Source organism: Sulfuricurvum sp. (assembly GCF_028710345.1).
Lineage (GTDB): Bacteria > Campylobacterota > Campylobacteria > Campylobacterales > Sulfurimonadaceae > Sulfuricurvum.
Genome location: NZ_JAQTUH010000020.1, coordinates 1 through 20,520 on the forward strand (window position 1 = coordinate 1; position 20,520 = coordinate 20,520).

Consider the following 20,520-nt stretch of genomic DNA (forward strand, 5'->3'; position numbering starts at 1 on the left):
TACTTTGACAACGGCAAAAATCTGATCAGGATTTCTTACCAAAACGAAAAAGAGTGCGGTAGCTATTCACTGCTCTTTTCCAAGATATTTGAGAACGTTCTCGGTCGCGACTGGGATAATTTTAGCCCATAATTTCAGATGCGTCAATAGATTTTTTTCAAAAGTTAAGAGTACTAAGAGTGATTTCTACTTGAAGAAAGTGTTGGAAAACAATAGTTTTTTAGCACATTTAGTTCTTAATTAACATAAGATAAATTATATTGAAAAATATTCGTAAGACTTAGACCCCATAAAGAGGTCTATTGTAAAATATATACTGCCGGATATGTTTGTCCATTTGTGGTAATTGTACCCGTCCCATCAGTGTTGAGAGTTATAACAATAGTTTTTCCTGCAATATTAATAGTTATAGAATGATCCAATCCAACACTCCACGTTCCACTTCCAGCAACACCGGATAAAAATGCCACAACTAAAGTTCCGTTTGAATTAAAGTGGATACGAGCCGGATCAATACCAGGGGATGCAATACTGAGCGTTTTAGAATATAAGCCGCTTGCTGTTCCATTCCAAGTAGCCTGTACGATAGGTGCTTGAGTAAAGGTAACTGTATAGACCGTATTATCGGGAGCAGTTATTGTAGCGCTTGTTGACGATGTTAATTGAGCTATGGTCGTTTTATGGCTGATATTATTTGTAAAATAAACAGTTTTTCCATCTTTTGACACCCATGTTCCTGCTCCAGTTACTCCGTTTGGAGTTCCATTGGTATCTAAATATTCTGCATAATAGACCCCATTGTCATAGAAAGTTATACGACTGGCATCTGTACCGTTAAGTACTTTTCCGGTAATAACCGTATTGCTAAGTCCTAATGCTAAATAATTATTCATATTTACAACGGCTTTAGCCGTATCGATAACCGTTGAAATTCCTAATACGGATTTATTGCCATCAAGCATATCATAAAACGTTGTCGCATCGCTCCTAACATTCATGCCTGATGATAATCTATTTTTCATGGCAGAAGTGATATGAATTTTGCCTGTCATATTGTGGTCATCTAAAGATTGTAAAAGAGAGGCTATGTTCCCAATAACAGTGCTATTGCCATCTGCAAGATCTGAAGGGGTTACATTAGCATCAACCATTTTGACACTTCCGAGTGTTATTGACCCTAAACCAAATTGACATGTGTCATTTGCCTTATAAGAAAAAGATCCATTTTCATCAGTGATACCATTGGTACTTGTACAGTTATAATCTAATCCGACAACCGGTGAATCTACAAAAGTCCCTGTTAATGTCGTCGCAGGTGCTGCCGATGAGGAAGAACCACCACCACAGCCTGTTACGACTAAAGCAACTGCAACACTTGCAGCCAATGTAAGCGCTTTATTCACGTTTATTCCTTTTTTATTTAAGTTTTCGAACAAAGACATTTTTGTCTTCCTTTTTAATCAAATTTATCGATAACATTAACTTATTTTTTTCATGAATCCAAAAACATCCTTTCTATGTCCTTAATGGTTTCAACAGTTAAATCCCCCGTTAAATCCAATAGTCCAAGCTGATTGATCAGTAGGTTAAAGACAGCCGCATCACGATCGGCACGAATAGACTCATATTTGGCTTTGGCTTCTAGAACATCAACGGCACTTTTAACCCCTTCTTTTTCGCTTTTTTCAACTGCTTCGACATACAATTTCAATGAATATTCTGAATCTTGTAAAACTTGTATTGATTCAATTAGAGATTCATACTCTACCCAGAGGTCTTCTAATCGATCTGAAGCAATTTTTTTTGAATATTCAACATTGGCATCAGCCGCATTCAGTAAAAGTGTTGCTTCTTGGACTCGCGAACTGGTATACCCTCCCTGATACAGAGGAATCGATACCTGCACCAAAGCCTTATTGTCATACTGGTGTGCAATAGGATCATTCGTATGGTTTTCACTTCGGTTCAAATTCAAATCGACTTTTGGATAGTGATCATAAAATCGAATATCCACTTCATCTTTTGCTGCTTTCTTGGAAAACTCAGCAATTTTATAATCAGGGTTATTGGCAAGTTTAGTCATCCAAGCATCTTTAAGAGCACGAAGCTGTTTAAGATCATAATCTGGGTGGCTGTTTGAAAGCTGATCAATTGGATAACCGATCATATGTCCAAGTTGAACTTTTGATGATTGAAGCTCTCGTTTAGCGGATGTCCAATCCGAAACTGCTCTGTCTAAACTGATTTTAGCATCTAAATAATCCAGCTTATTTGCTAAACCAAGATCCAGCATATTTTTAACTTTTTGATATTTTGCAGTTAAAAAACTTTTTTGCATATCACTTTTAGTGACATTGTTTTCTGATTCAAGAACTTTGACATACCCTCTTGCGACTTCAAGCCCAAGATGCTGAGATTGCTTTTTTAAATCTTCGTTTGCTCCTTCAAAGCGTGAACGGCTTTGATCTATGGTACGCAAATATTCAGGGTGGTATATTGCCTGCATTAACGATAATGAGTAAGTTTTATAGATTTCAGACACCTGTTGATGATTGTAGTAGGCTTCATAGCCATATTTACCTCCTGACATAGATAATTGCGCTTGAGGATACAATTTCGATTCGGCTTGATGAATTACCTCTCCAACTGATGCAGTTTTGTACGTAGAAACTTGATAACCAGGTTCATGATGCAAAGCTAAATCAAAAGCTTCCCCCAGGCGAAGCGATGAATCCGCAGCTAATACTATTCCTGTGTAGGCAAGCATTAACAAGATGCGTTTCATCGCTCACGACCCGATTCTTGCCATGCTTTTTGCACAGGAGAAAGAAGATATTCCATAACCGTACGTTTTCCTAAATGAATTTCAGCCATAACCTGCATCCCGGGTGTCAATGCGAGCTGCTTATCCTCTACCGTTAACGTCTGTGTATGAAGACGCACCAGTGCTTTATAGTTAAGGATATTGGACTGAGTCGACGAATTATCTTTTTCGGAGGTGTTTTGCTGGGTTGGCTGCGTTTGCTGCTGCATCGCATCGGCACCTACGTATATCACTTCACCGTCAATCATCCCGTATTTTTGAAACGGGTACGCGGTCAATTTCAGTTTGACCTTTTGTCCCGCATGAACAAACCCTACATCTTCATTTTTAATCATCACTTCAGCCTGCAGCGGATCATCATGGGGAACCAAAGACATCAGTACCGTTCCGGGCGACACTACCGTACCTCGTGTATGCGTTGCAAGATCTTTGATCGTACCGCTTTGAGGTGCACGAAGTTCCAACAAAGATGTTTTATGCACGTTTTTGCCCCACTCCTGCGTCAAACGTTTGTATTGAGACTGTGCATCCAACCGTTCGTTTTCCAGCTGGCTTTGGTCATTGGATGTAATCTGCATCAATTTCTTTTCCGAAGCTGTAATCGCAGCTTTCAATCCTGCTACAGTAGCAACTTGAGCTTTTAAATCTTGAGCTTTTTCGATCATTTCGCGCTCTTTATCCTTTGCTTCCATTACGCTCGCAAATCCGTCTTTGGCTAAGCTTGCATAGGCCGAAGCATTTTTTTGATAGGTCGGAAGCGTCTGTTCAAGTTTATTCAGCACCTCTTGCGCTGAACGGTAATCTTCCTGTGCCTTTTTAAGGGTCTGCTCTTCTTGGGCATAAGCATCATGATAGGCACTTCGATGAGCATTATATTGCTGCTGTGCCTGCATAAATAAATCGGATGGGTCATTGCTCATTTGAGTTAATACCCCTTTCCCAAGTTCCGCATCGATTCGGCGAAGCTGGAGAGATCGCATCTTCATCTCCCCTTCAACACTGTTAGAATCAGAAAGGGTACTGTTAGCATCCATTTTCATCAAAAGTTGCCCGGCAGTAACACTGTCTCCTTCGTGGATAAAAATATCCTGAACAATCCCCGCTTCTGAGGGTTGGACGATTTTTACGTACGATTGCGGAATCAGTCTCCCCTCAGCCGATGCCACGATATCAAGTTTTCCGAAAATTGCCCATCCCAAAAGGAGCGCAAATAATATAAGGACAAGATACATAACTGTTTTAGGGAGTTTGCCCGGCGGAGCTTCTTGTATCGAGAGCAATCCCGATGAAAACTCCAACGCTTCGCGTGAGACCGGCTCGCGACGAGACTCAACCATGTGCCTCGCTACCTTCTTTAGGTAAAGGAACATCCCATGCCGCAATCTGAATCGGCGGATTCATTCCCGGCATAGGCACGAAAGCATGTACCTTCTGACCCGGAAACAGTGCAGTCGCTTCTAGAAGGGTTTCATCAGTTTGACCGAATGGTGTTATGACGTCGATTAACCAAATATTCGAACCGCTTTGCCATTCGTGCGGAGCGATTTTCGGCTCTCCGGAAAGTAGCCTTTTTTGAACATCATCACTCACCAATGCCCAAGTAATAAAGGCAAAGGGAATTTGATTGCGTGTGTATAGGCGGCATTGATCTAAAATGATTGGAGGGAACACCGTCCAATCTATTTCGGCTAGAAATCTAAATTTACGAATCGGATCTTTGGCATAAAGCCATAGTGCCGGTCCCAAGATAGGAAGCTTAGACAAAGCCCCTTGTGCTAGAGCCAAGTCGTGTTCCGACATAGTATGTTTAGTTGTTTCCATAAAAAAATCCTTTAATTATAATTTTTAGCAAAATTTATTAGACAATGGTTGAAATGTCTGTGCATTAGCCCCGAATGCAGGATCTTTCAATGTTGATTGTGCCGTTGCAAGGGTCATACCTGAAAAATCGCCGTTATTCGCATAATTTACAGCCAAATCGCCACCAAGAGCCATCGTGTTGCTTGATGTTAGATGGGTAGTCAACAAACTGTTCATTGCGCTCCATTGATTCAGACGAGAATTTGTACTTCGCGCCGTATCAAAAGCACTCACTAATGCATGAAAATCAAAAGTATCAACCATAAATTCTGCAGAGTGGTGCGGACCATTTTGATCTTCGCTAATAACCTGAAGGGTATCGAAATTCTGATTAGCACTGCTATCATACCACCCTTTGAAGGTGATTTGACTGTTACAACCGGCATTTAGAACGAGGTCTCCTCCTACTTTTTGCAAGCTCAAATCCTTCTTGTTGATATCAGCAAGCGATAACGTGTTATGTGCGCCTGCAGAAGGTAAAATTGCATCTCTGCCATCGTTTCCGTTAAAGGCAAAGATATTGTATCCGCTGCCTCCTGAAAGGGTATCGTTTTGCATACCGCCCGCAATGAAATCGTTACCGCTGCCTGCGGTAATCGTATCGTTTTGACTACCGCCGAAAAGGAGGTTGTTTCCGTACATATCGTTCAAGGTATCGTTTCCGTTACCCCCTTCGAGGATATCTACACCGCATCCTCCATCAAGCATATCGTTTCCGCAGCCCCCTTCGAGAAGATCGTTACCGCCTTCTCCGTATACTTTGTCCCCTCCTGAACCGGCATAGACAATATCATTTCCGCTGCCGGAATGGATGATATTGTTTAGCGGTCCAGCATAGATAATGTCATCATTGCGCCCCGTCGTAATGGTCGTTTGCCATATCGAACCATACGTTACTTGTGTTTTTATGAGTAGATCATCAAATGTTTTGACGCTGCCGTCACTAAAGGTAAACTGCTCGATCGGAGAAACATACTTCCCTTTACTGTCAGTCGTAATGGCAAAATCGAATCCCTGATCCGCTTGTTCGCATCCGCCGGCGTTAAGCACGCGCACCTGAGCTGTCAAGACGCCATTGATCGACACAACGCGCAAAGCTACAGTATCAAGACTCATACCCGCTGTGAATTTAACCGTATCTGTCCCTTGCGTATCAACAATCGTATCCAGACCGTCACCAAGATTAATGAGGTACGTATCATTGCCGGTACCGCCGATAAGCATATCATTACCAGTTCCTCCAATCAATGTATCGTTTCCGGATCCGCCATCTAGGGTATCGTTGCCCCCTTTACCATCTAAAATATCATTTCCAGCACCGCCTGAAATTAGATTGTTACCACTATTTCCAATAAGAGTATTATCGGAGCTGTTTCCACTTGAGGAGATATCGCCATTTCCAGTTAGAATCAAGTTTTCAACATTCTCAGGAAGGACATAGCTAACACTCGTGTAAACGGTATCCAAGCCTTCATCGGAAAGTTCAATAACATTGTCGGCTGAATTATCAACCACATAATTATCATCCCCTTTTCCGCCGATCATCGTATCGATACAGGTACCACCGTCTAAAGTATTATTTCCGCTGTTGCCGATCAAGGTGTTATTGAGAGCGTTTCCCGTACCGTTGATATTATTAGTCCCAGTCAAAGTTAATGCTTCGACATTATCGGTAAGGGCATATGTGATCGATGAACGAACCGTATCGTATTCGGCATCGGCGTTTTCCGTAACGACATCGCCGACATTATCGACAATATACGTATCGTTGCCGGCTCCTCCGACCATTATATCGGCACCCGTTCCGCCATCAAGAACGTTGTCGCCGCTGTTACCGATCAACGTATTATCCAATTCATTTCCAGTTGCACTCAGATTGTCGTTTCCGAGCAATTCAAGCCGCTCTACAAACTGCGGCAGTGTTATGCTAATCGATGAGCGAATGGTATCGTATCCTCCGTTGGCTGCTTCTTGAACAACATCACCAACATTATCGACATAATAAATATCATTGCCCGTTCCACCGATCATTACATCAGCGCCCGATCCGCCATCAAGTGTATCATTTCCACCATTACCGACAAGTCGATCGTTGCCTTCCCCACCTGAGAGGATATTATCAGCATCGTTTCCGTTGAGAATATTGTCTTGAGTATTTCCTGTCGCATTGATACTGTCTGTTCCCATCAGTGTCAAATTTTCTACGTTAGAAGGGAGCACATAACTGACCGTCGACATAATCGTATCTATACCAGCATTGAGATCTTCTACAACCGTATCCTGTGCATTATCGACGATATAAGTATCGTTGCCGAGACCGCCGATCATAGTGTCCGCGCCTCCTTTACCGTCAAGAACGTTATTACCGCTGTTTCCAATTAGGGTATTGTTCAACTCATTACCTGTTGCATTGATATTATCCGTTCCGGTTAAAACCATTGCTTCGACGTTGGCCGAGAGAGCATACGACACCGACGAATGCACTGTATCGTAGCCTTCGTTTGCCACTTCAATAACACTATCATTGACACTGTCAACAATATAGGTGTCATCACCTTTACCCCCGATCATCGTATCGGCACCTATTCCGCCATCAAGAGTGTTGTTACTGCTGTTTCCGATCAACGTATTATCCAATTCGTTTCCGGTCGCGTTGATAGCATCCGTTCCCGTAAGAACCATTGCCTCCACATTGCTTGAGAGAATGTACGAAACCGATGAGAGGATCGTGTCTACCCCTTCGTTTGCCGCTTCGACAATGACGTCGTTTACGTTATCAACGACATAGGTATCGTTACCGAGACCCCCGATCATCATATCGGCACCTATTCCGCCGTCAAGAGTATTATCAGCACTGTTACACTCTAGGACATTATCCAATTCATTACCGGTTGCATTGATGGCATCCGTTCCGCTCAACACAAGATTTTCAAGGTTATTTCCTAAATGCCATGAAATAGAACTTTTTACGGTATCGATTCCTTCATTTGCGTTTTCAATGACGGTATCACCGGTATTATCAACGATATAGGTGTCATTTCCGGCTCCGCCGATCATTACATCAGCTCCGGCTCCGCCATCAAGAACATTGTTGCCGCTATTGCCGATCAACGTATTATCGAGTGCATTACCCGTAGCGTTAATATCATCCACTCCGCTCAAAGTCAGTTTTTCGACATTATCTGATAATGTATAACTGACCGATGCGATTACCTGATCGTTGCCACCGTTTTGAGCTTCGTAGACTATATCCCCTATATTGTCGACTATATACGTATCGTCGCCTAACCCGCTGGCCATTGCGTCCGCTCCGCCTTTACCGTCAAGAACGTTATTTCCGCTGTTTCCGATAAGGATGTTTGAGAGTTCATTTCCGGTTGCGTTGGTGTTATCACTGCCGGTTAAGATAAGATTCTCGATATTTGCCCCCAATGTCCATGAGAGGTTCGTTCGGATCGTATCGATCCCTTCATTCACGTTTTCGGTAACGACGTCGTTACCATTATCGACGATATAGGTGTCATCTCCTTTGCCTCCGATCATTATGTCAGCCCCGGCCCCGCCGTCAAGCGTATTGTTACCGCTGTTCCCGATAAGGGTATTATCCAATGCGTTACCCGTTGCTGTCGTATCGGAACTTCCGGTCAATATCAACGTTTCAACATTGTCCGATAACGTATACGACACAGAGGTGCGTATCGTATCGTTCCCCTCATTTGCCGCTTCAATAACGACATCGTTCACGTTATCAACGATATACGTATCATCCCCTTTTCCGCCGATCATGGTGTCGGCTCCCATACCGCCATCAAGCGTATCATTCCCCTCGCCGCCGATGAGAAGATTATCTCCTAGATTTCCGATAATATAATTATCCAAAGCGTTTCCGGTACCGCTTAGGTTATCACTTCCCGAGAGGGTAAGGTTCTCCAAGTTATCTCCAATGGTATAACTGATCGATGCGATAACCGTATCCGTCCCTTCATTGACGAGTTCGGTAATGGTATCGACGACATTATCGACGACATAGGTATCGTCACCTGTTCCACCTCGCATATCGTCCGCACCAGTTCCGCCATCCAAAAGGTCATTCCCTGCCCCACCGTCAAGTAGATCATTGCCATCCATACCGAATAATTGATCATTTCCGTCTCGTCCGAAGAGTACATCGTTTCCAGCTTCTCCGTAAAGCTGATCGTCACCCGCATCACCGGATAGGACATCGTTACCGCCACCTCCCGAAATCATGTCATTACCATTTCCTCCGAAAACGACATCGTTGCCTCCTTCGGCAAAAATAACGTCATTTCCGTCTCCACCAAAGATCATATCATCGCCCAAGCCCGCATAGACCATATCATCTCCGGCACCCGCCATAACGAGGTCGTTGCCGCCGCCGGAGTAGACGATATCGTTGCCATCACCCGCATCGATAACGTCATTTCCTTCATTATCAAAGATAACATCATCTCCCGCATGAGCGTTTATAACGTTATTTCCGTTTGTTCCAAGAAGAAGGTCTTTATCGTCCGTCCCCTCTATCGTTTGTCCGCTTGGAGCAAAAGGAGCTTGATTGACAACACTTGTTGTTCCATTTTGATTATTAACTTGTACGGCATTACTATAGGCCAATGTTACGTCAGCAGCATCTAAAACACTACCATCACTCATTGTAACTTTTGAAATACCATGAATTGTATTTCCATTATTAACACTAAACTGATTATCAGATACCAATGAAATCGAGGCCACCCCCATATCGCTCAAGGTTTTAAATTCACCGTCGTCACTGATTCCATTTTGATTTTTATCATTCCAAATGCCAAACTTCGCCCATTTGTCATCGGCAGATGTAAACATACCGTCGTGATTGGTATCAAATGTTTCTGCAAGTGCTGCAAGGTCCGTTTGGGCATTATGCGCGTATTTTGTAAATACAATTTCTGAACCATCGTCTACTTTACCGTTTGAATTTGCATCATAAGCTAACCATCCATCTCCAGCTGATGTCCAAGAAACCTTTCGCTTCCATCCATCACCGTTGATATCAAAAAAGATATTAGAATTAGCCACATCGGTAAAGTCAAATCCATTACGATCTAAGTCAATCGCGATAGGCCAGCACCCACCGCCACCTCCTCCACCAGGAGGGGTTGGTGGCGTATAAGAACCATAATGTTGTACATGAACAGTCTGTGTAATGCTTAATCCACTAGGGTCAGTAATTTTTACATCAAATGCATCGTCTTTAATTTCCCCATCTAATGTATGCACTTCTGTCGTAGGAGTATTTGGGGAACTCCATGGAGTATACTGAAATGTTCCGTCTGCATTAAGAGTAACTGCACCATATTGCGGATCACCTAATAATTCATATTTTAAAGTATCCGGCGCATCATCTACATCGATACCTATGACCTTCCCAGTCCCTGCTTCGTCATAGCCTATCGGAGTGTTGTGGACAACCCCACTCTCATCAGTATAAGGAGTGTATATTGCCTCTCCACCATAGGTGTACCCAGAATCATAGTCATAATAACTTGGGATATATCCATAGATTGCTCTTTTATCTAGTTGTATATCTGCTCCCGAAGGTACATCATTTACAGGTTGTACGATAATTTGAACATGACCGATACCTGTTTGACCATTAGAAGCAGCTGTGGTTGTGTAGTCAAACCCGGCATCATTACCAAAATAATTTGCATCAGGACTAAAGTGCACAAAACCATTGACATCCATATATCCGCTGCCGTGTTGGAAGTTTTCAACGTTAGTCAAACTTAATTCGCGACCTGAAATACCCCCCAGTGTATCATTTGCCAATAAAATAGTACTACCTACAATAGTTTCTGAATCTTCACGCCCATTTATTCCATCTTGATTCGCCTGAACTGACGTCATATCATCAACTCGGCTTACAATCAATGAAGTATTTCCATCCGATGATTGCACCAAAATACCATTCTGTACAACGTTAACGATAACGCCTTTAGTATCAGCAGTTAAATCCTCACTTGCGAGTTGTTTAACGACACCGTTTTGGGTGAAGGTTCCCATGGCGTAATTGAGTTCACTAATTCCCATTTCCGAGAGGATGTGGGTTTCTCCGTCTTCTTGTTGTCCGTCGCTGTTAGCATCCTGCCATACTTTAAGTTCATTCCATACCGGATCGCTGGAGGTAAGTTTGCCGTCATAATTGGCATCGACCCATGCCATCCCGGCCAATCCTCTGCTTCCCAGCGCTACGGCAGAATTACTAAACATCTCTTTACCGCTGTCTACGGTACCGTTATAGTTACGATCAAGGGTAAGGAATGCATCTTGTCCGTCAATCCATGCTGTCTGTTTGAGGAAGCCGGAGTTATCTACATCGAAGTTGACTCCCGATACCGATTTATCGATAGTATGGATACCGTCACCGTTTAGATCAAGCACGACCGGACGGAACGTTTGGGTATCTCCGGTGACTGCGGCTGCTAGCTGACCATTTTGTCCGGCTCTGGCTTCTTCAGTGAGTCCTGCTTCTGGATCGCCTGCATCGGTTTGCATTTTTGCGGTGTTGACTTCCCACATAGGGGCAATTGCCCCGCGAGAAAGAGCTGATCGGATAATCGCTTCTCCGATGGAATAATATGATTCCGGTGTTCCGGAAGTAGCGTTGTACGGTTTGCCTGAAGTATCGAAGCGAAGCGATGGGTCAAGCTGTACTCCGGTCAATGGATCGATATCGGTATAGCGATATCCTGACATATCGTAGGCTATTGTCGGCATACGGTTAGGGATGATACCCAGTGCACTGGTCGGGTTTGTTTGGCGTTGTTGTTCGATAATGGAGTTCATGGCATTCAGGACGCTTTGCATAACGTTACTGACCGCTTCGTTTCCTCCTGTCTCTCCCGCGCTTTGGTAGCTGATTGAATTGCCATCCCATGTATAGTGTCCGGTTCCCCATGGATCGGGGATTTTATCGCTTCCACCGAAGAGGCTTTCAACCATACTGAAAACGGCATATGCAATACCGACAACTTGCATTCCAGGTATTAGTGAAATTGCGGCTATTGCTATACTGGTTTCATCCCCTGAAGCTATTGCAGCAACTAAACCTACATAAGGTAATACACCATTCGTTAACCCTAATGCATTCGTCCCTGTACCCATCAATGTTTGACTAATTTCTGTAGCAATTCCTGCGCTAGCTCCAGCGGATGCAGCGAAATCGGCATAAGCAGTTGCTGCAAAATTGACAGTTTGAAGCCCAGCATTAGTAGCGCCGATGACGTCCCCACGTTTAAGTGCCGCATCTAAGCTCATAAGGCTAAGTATTCCACTTCCCACACTCGCCGCACCATCTAAAGCATAATTTGTGGTACTGGACGTCATCTTGCTAATATCGTTTGCAACCCGAAGTCCTGAAGCTACTTCTGGTAGTGGCTGACCGCTTTGGATCGCTTTTATAAGTGAAAGAGCGTCAATCATTGAAGGGCCATAAGTAGAAACTCCATCAATTAAATTACTTACTCCCGATGTTATAGGTGCAATAATATTACTAATTTTTTGTTGAAAATCAATATTCAAGCCCAAGACTGTATTAGGGTCTTGTTGCATTAATGCTCCATATTGATATAAAGCAGAAAGTTCTGAATCGGCTCCAAAATTTCCACTGCCTGCCATCAAGTCCGAATATTTAATTTCTCGGTTTAATGTTTTCGTATAAAACCATTCCCCTTCCACAGAGTTATGTATCACATACATTCCTTCATCTGTAGGAAGTGTAAGAGGCTGAACAATATTTTGACCTAACATCGTATTTAATACTGATGCCGTCATATTAAAATTCAATTCAGGCAGACCATTTAAATTATAACCACCACCTATATCTGAATGGGCACCTGCGACAGTAACATTTAAATACTTTCCATCATCACTTAACCCAGGGGCTACAAGACTCATAGAAGGAAATAGTGTTCTATATTCATTTGCTGCAGTAATTTGCAATGCTGCAACTGTAGAAGGAGATAGAGACAAATCACTAGTAATTCCTGTAATCACGGGATCATATAAAATTGCTGCTTGTGCAATCGTTCCAGGATCTTGAAGAATTTTTGTATAAGTTGTAACTTGTTTCCATTGAGTAGGGTCTGCACTAGTTGTATCTATCGAAACAACAGCTGAATCAGGATCTATGATACCACGTTCTTCAACTAATTGATTAAATTTTGCAATGACCCCGGAACCTCGGCTAAATCCAAGTTCACCTAAAGAAATGTCCGCATTAGGATTTTCAGCTAACCAAGTTTTTGCTTGCTTACAAAATGCAGTATATAATTCTTCAGCACGCTCATCGTAAGAAAATCCTAAGCCTGAATCCAAACTTCCTCCAAGCCCTCCTTGTGTTCCAGGACCTTCTTTATAAGAATAACCAATATTACTATTAGGATTGTTTTTAAGTGTTTCCGTTAATTGATTGTATAAGATTCCAATATTTGTTGCAGGTCCCATTTTAGGATCATTAACATTATTCTCCGTACCATCTGCTAATGCTATAAAGACACGCGAATTTACATTAGACGCATCATAAATCTTAGGTAAATTCATCTGATCAATTTGGGCTACTGCATTCGTATAAGTGTCAATATTCTTTGCAACAGGAATAGTAGAAACACCATCCGGTAAAGTTGTAGTATCTGCCATAATTCAACTCCTTTCTAATAAGTTTTTGAGAACATTAATGTTCTATTACGTTTGGATGTACGATTTGATACATTTCTATCTTCAGGCAAAAGGCTTATATCAACATCACTGTAAATATTCAGAGTACGATCATTCACCTCAATAACAATAACCGGATTGCCAACTGTTGGTATTGGCCAATAAATGAGTTTGGGATCTTCATGATTTGGAATTACTTTACCTGGAAATATCTCATCCAAATCTATAGTAGTCTCTATAACACTATCATCTAATGCATGCCATTGAATATAAAGAGGACCTTCAAAAGAGCGATAATGTCCCATTGTTCCACTCAAGAATTTTGTATCATCGCTTGGCTGTTTAGCACGTGCAATTACACGGCGATGTTCTGGATTATATTCTCTTATAAATACTCCATGCGAGTGATAATTACCATATCCAATTCTCAAATCACTTGAACTATAACAATCTAAGTACAAATCATGTTTGTCAAACATTAATATTCCCGGTTTTGTCATTGCACATCCTCCAAAAGATAAAGTTGATAAAATTAAAGTATTTAAAAAAATGCCTTTTAGTCTTTTCACACCACTCTCCTAATCCAAGTCAAATTATTTACACACTGATCTCTGCAATCCAGTCCGTTGGACGACCAGTCTTTTGCGGTAAACCCGTCCGAACCGTTCGGTACCACCAGTATTTCGTGCGTAGCGCTGTTGGCGTAGGTAGCCATCCGAAATCCGGTCGTCGTATCATCCGTGACACTGGTAACGACAAACCCGCTCGGAGTATCAAACGGCTGCTGGACATCCGTCCCCATATTGTTCAGCGGAGCGAGACTTGCTCCGACCGAGAGCTGACCGTAGGTCATATCGGTGGCTGTCACCCCCAACTTAAAGAGTCGATTGATTTGATCGGCTGTTAATTCCATATTTATTCTTCCCCTTCACAAAGATTGATCATTTCGATAGTACTGACGGTATTTTCTCTGAGTCCGTTCGTATGTTTGTAAGTGATTTTGCATCCATCGGGCGAAACCGCAAGTCCTCGGGTGATATTGTTATAGCCGGCTTTTTCGTTTCCAACGTACCAGTCATTGAGACGAACAAACTTGTCTCCACGTATCAAATACGCTCCGCTGGTATCTTTTCGGGCAGGAATATAATTAGCCCGTTCGTTTACAACTACAATTCCTTTTTTGGTGATAGCGGCTCTTACGGTATCTTTATTCCAATAATAAGCATAAGGGAGTTCATAACGCTCGATCGTTCCGTCAGGATGAAGGGTCAAAACCCTATCGGGTCCTTTTGATTTATCGAATCCCCCGTAGAGAAACATATTAAGGATATATACCCCTGCCCATTCGTCCCACCATACTCCGTGGACATCATAATTGGTCAGTGAAAGGTTTATCCGTGTTCCATCAGGGCGGATAACTCCAACAGATGTTGCCGGACGCGGATCATTACGATCTTTTTTCCATCCGATATCTATAAATCCGTCTTGCTCACGCAACGGATAAGTCCAATTCGGTGTGTCGGGTTTGTATCGTGGCCCATCATACACGACACATGTATGTTTATCTGAATGGAGAAGAGGGTCTCCTTGTTTCCAGGCACTTTTATCGATCTCTTTACCTATAAATCCAGTATATGTATATACGGAATGATTAGTTAACTTTTCTCTATTATAGAAAATGCTTGAATACCCATCATAAGAACACCATAGCATTCCATCGTGATAGGGGATTACTCTATCTTTTTTTGTATCCCAAATAACGGTCTCACCGTTAAAAGCAAACGGGTTAAACGTCTTCATCTGCAAAAACGGCTCCCCCTTTTTCAGACGGGTAAAGATCACCCGATCATTATCGAGCCATGCCACAACGCTTGGGCAGTCGGTACATACCTCTTCGCCGCTTTTGTGGATCGTATAAGGGTAGTCTTTGGTCGGGAACGGACCGCTGAATTCGAAGGCTTGAAGCGAAATACCCAACACTAAAAACCCAAATAGCCAATAAGGATGATTCAACTGTCTCATTATTCTTTCCCTTCACATAGATTGATCATTTCGATAGTGCTCATAATTTTCATATTCATCTCGTCTTGTCTTATGATTTTAAGGGTAATGAAAAATTAGAACCGCAACATTGAAACCCAAGTTTTCCCATCATCTGATTAAATCGTTCTATCTCAATAGCAACACTCATGTTGATATTAAGTTCATGTGCATTATGTTGTTCTGCCCACTTTCTAAAAGCAAGTAGTATCTTAATCGCTGCCGGGCTCCCCCTAGATTCAGAGCGAATATAAAAAAAACGATCTTGTGCTATCTTTACGTCGCAGAAAAAGAAATCTATCGCATATCCTCCCAAGCCACCAATGATTTTGTTATCGATAACCGCAACAATAATTACTGATTGAGTGGTCTCAGAAATCATACTTTCCAAAACTTTCCCCATTTTTTCACGATTAAGACCAAAAGATCGAAACCGTGACTCTTCAACCATTTTTTCTCCTAAATCCAATATGTCAGAAATATCTTCTATCGTTGCGAATCGTATGGTCATGCTAATGATTTCTCCTGATGGTGTGATGATGTTCCAATTAGAACGGTTTTATCAACAATAAGGCTTTTAGGGAGGGCGTGGGTAATGAAAAGCATCGTCACTTTCCCGTGCAGCTGATTGACCGTTGCCGCAAAATGTTCCGAGGTTTGTGCATCGAGTGCACTCGTCGCTTCGTCAAATATGAGAATCTTCGGTTGTTTGAGCAGAGCACGGGCAATGGCGAGGCGTTGGCGCTGTCCGCCGGAAAGTCCTGAACCCCTTTCCCCGATCACATTCTGATATCCGTCTGGAAGCGTTTCAATCGTCTCATGAATCTCGGCGAGCTTACACGCATGGATAATCTGCTCAAACGTCGCGTGCGGATTGGCGGCGAGGAGATTGTCATAGATTGTTCCGGAGAATAGAACCGTCTCTTGCGGTACTACCCCGAAATAGTGGCGCAGTTCATTGGCGGAATAGTTTTGAATATCGGTACCGTCGATACGGATACGTCCGTCAGTAGGCTGATAAAACCCTTGTAGTATTTTTGCGAAGGTACTTTTCCCCGATCCTGAGGGTCCCATAATGGTGACCGTATCTCCGGGCTCTACTGTGAGGTTAAAGTTCTCATAGAGATAAGGTAATTGTTCATTGTGCCGAAAGCTGAGCCCTTCGATCTCAATACGCCCTTTCCCCTCTCTCAGACGGGAGGGCTGAATACTGTAAGGTTCGGTTGGAGCGTTCATCACATCGCCCAACCGTTTGACGGAGAGTTCGGCTTGCTGAAACTGCTGCCAAAGACCGACAAGACGGAGCATCGGCTGAGACAGTTTCCCGGCGAACATTTGAAACGCTACGAGCATACCGATCGTAAACTCGGTACTTTTCATAACGGTATACGCACCCACTACAAGGATAAGCAAAGAAAGGAACTGTTCTAAAAAGTTTGCGGCGGTATTGTAGGTATTGGCGAGTTGTTTGGTTTTAAAGGTAGCATGAAGATATTCCGCCAAATAATCTGAAAACCGGTTGCGGAGCTGAGGCTCCATTTGCAGGCTCTTGACCGTTTCAATCCCTGCAATGTATTCGGTCATAAATGCTTGATTGCGTGCACCCAATAAAAACTGCTGATCGAGTTGTTTTTGAAACATCGGGGCAACGATAAGGCTGATGATGACAATAACTGCCAATACCCCTATTACGATCATCGTCAGCATGACGCTGTAATAAAACATGATCCCCACAAAGATCAATAAAAACGGAAAATCCAAAATCAGAGTTACGGCGGCACTGGCGATAAACTCTCGAATCGTCTCTACTCCGTGAAGACGTGCGGCGATCACACCCGTCGGACGAGATTCGAAATAACGGGGAGGAAGTTTGAACAGATGATCGAATACACCTGCCGCCAAAACGGCATCGACTCGATTACCCGTATGTAAAATCAGATATTGACGCACCCAGGAGAGGATGGCGGAGAAGATCATAAATACGCCCAACCCAAAAGCGATAACCAAAAGAGTGCTCTCAGTACGGTGGACAACGACCTTATCGATAATAGTCTGGGTAAAGAGCGGTGTTCCCAATGCAAGCAATTGAATCACCAATGATGCAAGCAATACATCCCGCCATGTTTTTTTATACTTGAAGAGTTCAGGGATAAACCATCCGAATCCAAAGGATCGTTCTTTGGTAGCCGAAGCATCCGGATCACTCAGTGCATCGGCATTACGAGCGGCAAGAATGACCGATCCCAAATAGCGTTCGGAGAACTCTGCTATGGAAAGCTGTAAAGGACTATTGGTACCAGCTTCAAAAAGGATCACTTTTTCAGCCGATGCATCGGAGATCAATGCGATTGAAGCCGATTCACTATCATCGGTTTTTAAACGTATCAATGCGAAGCAGGGAAACGACATCGTTGACAGTTTATCGCTCTTGAGGGCAAGTTGTTTGCTTTTAAATCCGAGACTGCGCATCCCGTGAATCATATTATCAGTGGTTAATGGGAGAGGGAATTGGCTTAAAAGAAGTTTGGCATCAAAGGGCACCCGATTAAGAGCACACAAACTCCCTAACGCCCAAACAAACTCTTCAGGTAATAGAATTTGACTGACCATACCGCTATGAGTTGATTTATGAAATTTTGACGCAATATATTTTAACATTCAGTATCCAAATTTAAATTGTTTAAAAATTACTATAAATTATTATTTTCAATTTTATACAATCTGATGAGTATATTATAATTTTTTTGATTTTCCAATATCAAATGGATGTTTGAGTATACAAATACGTTTGCAATAGCATGTTTAAAAAGAATATATTTCTTATTAACACACAATTAATATACATTTAAATCCATAGCTTTCGGGAATTTAAAATGCAAAGCCATTATTTAATATAATATAACTATTTTTTAGTAATTCAAATTACAATGTAACCTTATGAAACATCTTTGTTCAATCTGTAGTATCCACTCTACTCGTCGTATTATTTTTTCCTTATTCTTTGTATATTTAAAACTACTTCTTGCAAATTACTTAACTAGAGTTTTTATTCATATTCAACGCAAATCAAGTGAGACTGTGAAAGAACCCTATAAATTTCAGACTGATTTAGCTTTGAGATCCCAAAAATCATATCTAAACCCATTGAGTTGAAGAATTTGTACTAAAACAGTCCAAATCTCAATAGATACGGCAATCTGCAATGCTATTTCAGTCTTTATGGCATCAATATTTTCATTGTTTTTCAATGCACTTATCAGTTGTCTGAACAAGTTTTGGCCAATTAAATTGAGTACGCGTCTGAAGTTGTATATGAACATGATCAAAGCGTTTTCACCTGAAACTTTTTCTATACCTCTCACAAGAAAGTGTGACCAGCCCAATGTCTGTTTGATTGTACCGAAAGGGTGTTCGCAAATGGCAGCTCTTTTATTGATGACGTTTTTAGCGTGGGCGGTTTGCATCATCCGAGCATGTTCTTTAACGGTTTGGTAATATTCTGAAATAGATATTTTTTTAAATCTTGATTTGTCCGGGATACATTGGCTTCGGATCGGGCAGGTGCTACAACTTTTTATGGCCGCACCATAGAAATAATATCGTGTATCGTCTTGTCCTATTTGTACGGCAGTGCTTTTGTGCAACTCTTTTTGATTAGGACAGATAAATAAATCGTTTGATGGATCATAGGTAAACGCATCTTGAGGAAAAAATCCTTTTTTCTCGCGACCCTTTTGTTTGTCTGGAATACTCAAATAGGGGGTAATGTTCTCTTTCTTACAATTATTGACTTGCTTGCCACCATAATAACCGGCATCGGCAACGACGTTTAAATGATCTTGATCCAAGATGGCTTTAGCCTCTTTTGCCATTGGATAGAGCTGATGATAATCTTGTCCTTCTGAACTCACATCGGTTGCTACTATGAGTTTGTGCTCGCTGTCAACAGCGATTTGACTGTTATACGCCATGAGATTATGGCTGGGTTTAACCATTTTTTTTGCATCTGGATCGGTTCTATTGTATTGAGTGACGCCCATCTTTTCGAGCAGTGCTAGATCCTTATCGAGTTTAGCCTTTTTTGTTTTCATCTTGGAAAGATAATTCGCTGTCGGTTTCAACGGTTGTTCTGTTTTGTCAGAATTATCGGAAAAATTCAGTGCGTTGAGATACTCATCGATCTTTTCATCGATTTTGGCTAAATCACTCACAACATTTTTTTTGCTGATCAACTGATTTTTAGAAGCATTCGCTCTTAAAAAAGCCCCATCAATCGCTACCAGCTCACCTGTAACTAAATCTATATCCCTACACAATAAAACGAACTCTCGAAACACTTTTTTAAGGGCTTTGCTGTTTTCTTTTCGAAAATTGGCAATTGTTTTATAGCTCGGTTGCAAGCCGACACAGAGCCACATCATTTCTATATTACGTTTTATTTCCACTTCCAACCGTCTTGAGCTGCGGACCTTATTGAGATAACCATAGATGTAAATCTTGAGCAATAGTTTTGGATGGTACGCCGGTTGTCCATCGGATGAATTTAATGCAGCCTTGGTAAACCCTAATTCAATCATATCAAGCAACTCAACATAATCCTCTATAGCTCTGACAGGATTATCCGCACTTACATACTCATCAATACTTGGCGGAAAAAATATTTGCTGCTTCCGATTTTCACCTTCTTTGTAAAGATTGCCCATTTTATCTCAATCCTCTATAAAGCCCTAAATATAGCCGTTTTATTGGGAAAATTGTAGCATTTTAAAGGTTTATTATGGGAATACAGATGCTGCTTTATACACGTATTTCAAGTTGCTTTTAGAAAGTTCTTTCACAGTCTCAAGTGTTTTCCATACACTCTCCCATACCCTTCATTTAGCAGCTAAAAAGCTGCCATAATCTATACGAAAAACACTATCGGAATGATATAATAGACGGATACTAAAATTTGAGGTTTTCCGACATGCTTTGTAAAATATCAAAATTTTGAGAACTGAAAAAATTGGTCGGAAACATTATTATATTAATGACTTTTTACTGGATATTTTGATAAATCAATAGTATGGTAGTTTGATCAATAT

At 41.9% G+C, this 20,520-nt stretch carries 11 protein-coding genes; all 11 read right to left on the bottom strand.

Annotation, left to right across the window (positions count from 1 at the left end; translation table 11 throughout):
• Positions 1-299 precede the first annotated feature (299 nt).
• Positions 300-1,442, bottom strand: coding sequence for a hypothetical protein (locus PHC76_RS13815; RefSeq protein ID WP_300210511.1), 1,143 nt, complete (start codon positions 1,440-1,442; stop codon positions 300-302).
• A gap of 50 nt (positions 1,443-1,492) precedes the next feature.
• Positions 1,493-2,785, bottom strand: a complete 1,293-nt coding sequence (locus PHC76_RS13820) for a TolC family protein (RefSeq protein ID WP_300210512.1) — start codon at positions 2,783-2,785, stop codon at positions 1,493-1,495.
• The gene (locus tag PHC76_RS13825) at positions 2,782-4,161 is read right to left on the bottom strand and encodes an HlyD family type I secretion periplasmic adaptor subunit (RefSeq protein WP_300210513.1); all 1,380 of its coding nucleotides are present in this window, start codon (positions 4,159-4,161) and stop codon (positions 2,782-2,784) included. Before PHC76_RS13825 ends, PHC76_RS13820 begins: the two co-directional genes overlap by 4 nt.
• Positions 4,154-4,645, bottom strand: coding sequence for a toxin-activating lysine-acyltransferase (locus PHC76_RS13830; protein ID WP_300210514.1), 492 nt, complete (start codon positions 4,643-4,645; stop codon positions 4,154-4,156). The genes PHC76_RS13825 and PHC76_RS13830 overlap by 8 nt, the downstream gene beginning before the upstream one ends.
• Positions 4,646-4,669: 24 nt before the next feature.
• Positions 4,670-13,378, bottom strand: a complete 8,709-nt coding sequence (locus PHC76_RS13835; protein ID WP_300210515.1) for an S-layer family protein — start codon at positions 13,376-13,378, stop codon at positions 4,670-4,672.
• 14 nt (positions 13,379-13,392) lie between these two features.
• Positions 13,393-13,965, bottom strand: a complete 573-nt coding sequence (locus PHC76_RS13840; protein WP_300210516.1) for a hypothetical protein — start codon at positions 13,963-13,965, stop codon at positions 13,393-13,395.
• Positions 13,962-14,309 carry a hypothetical protein gene (locus PHC76_RS13845; protein WP_300210517.1) on the bottom strand — a complete coding sequence of 116 codons (348 nt, stop codon included), beginning with the start codon at positions 14,307-14,309 and terminating at the stop codon, positions 13,962-13,964. Before PHC76_RS13845 ends, PHC76_RS13840 begins: the two co-directional genes overlap by 4 nt.
• A 2-nt stretch (positions 14,310-14,311) precedes the next feature.
• Positions 14,312-15,418 carry a hypothetical protein gene (locus PHC76_RS13850; protein WP_300210518.1) on the bottom strand — a complete coding sequence of 369 codons (1,107 nt, stop codon included), beginning with the start codon at positions 15,416-15,418 and terminating at the stop codon, positions 14,312-14,314.
• A gap of 70 nt (positions 15,419-15,488) precedes the next feature.
• Positions 15,489-15,947: a hypothetical protein gene (locus tag PHC76_RS13855; RefSeq protein WP_300210519.1), complete on the bottom strand. Its 459-nt coding sequence runs from the start codon at positions 15,945-15,947 to the stop codon at positions 15,489-15,491.
• Entirely contained in the window at positions 15,944-18,094 is a 2,151-nt protein-coding gene (locus PHC76_RS13860; RefSeq protein ID WP_300210520.1) for a peptidase domain-containing ABC transporter, read from the bottom strand. The genes PHC76_RS13855 and PHC76_RS13860 overlap by 4 nt, the downstream gene beginning before the upstream one ends.
• Before the next feature lie 440 nt (positions 18,095-18,534).
• Positions 18,535-20,139, bottom strand: a complete 1,605-nt coding sequence (locus tag PHC76_RS13865) for an IS1182 family transposase (protein WP_300210521.1) — start codon at positions 20,137-20,139, stop codon at positions 18,535-18,537.
• Positions 20,140-20,520: the final 381 nt, after the last annotated feature.

Excerpts from the sequence above, each read along its gene's own strand:
- PHC76_RS13815 (WP_300210511.1), bottom strand. The coding sequence starts at position 1,442 with ATGTCTTTGTTCGAAAACTTAAATAAAAAAGGAATAAACGTGAATAAA.
- PHC76_RS13820 (WP_300210512.1), bottom strand. The coding sequence starts at position 2,785 with ATGAAACGCATCTTGTTAATGCTTGCCTACACAGGAATAGTATTAGCT.
- PHC76_RS13825 (WP_300210513.1), bottom strand. The coding sequence starts at position 4,161 with ATGGTTGAGTCTCGTCGCGAGCCGGTCTCACGCGAAGCGTTGGAGTTT.
- PHC76_RS13830 (WP_300210514.1), bottom strand. The coding sequence starts at position 4,645 with ATGGAAACAACTAAACATACTATGTCGGAACACGACTTGGCTCTAGCA.
- PHC76_RS13835 (WP_300210515.1), bottom strand. The coding sequence starts at position 13,378 with ATGGCAGATACTACAACTTTACCGGATGGTGTTTCTACTATTCCTGTT.
- PHC76_RS13845 (WP_300210517.1), bottom strand. The coding sequence starts at position 14,309 with ATGGAATTAACAGCCGATCAAATCAATCGACTCTTTAAGTTGGGGGTG.
- PHC76_RS13850 (WP_300210518.1), bottom strand. The coding sequence starts at position 15,418 with ATGAGACAGTTGAATCATCCTTATTGGCTATTTGGGTTTTTAGTGTTG.
- PHC76_RS13855 (WP_300210519.1), bottom strand. The coding sequence starts at position 15,947 with ATGACCATACGATTCGCAACGATAGAAGATATTTCTGACATATTGGAT.
- PHC76_RS13860 (WP_300210520.1), bottom strand. The coding sequence starts at position 18,094 with ATGTTAAAATATATTGCGTCAAAATTTCATAAATCAACTCATAGCGGT.
- PHC76_RS13865 (WP_300210521.1), bottom strand. The coding sequence starts at position 20,139 with ATGGGCAATCTTTACAAAGAAGGTGAAAATCGGAAGCAGCAAATATTT.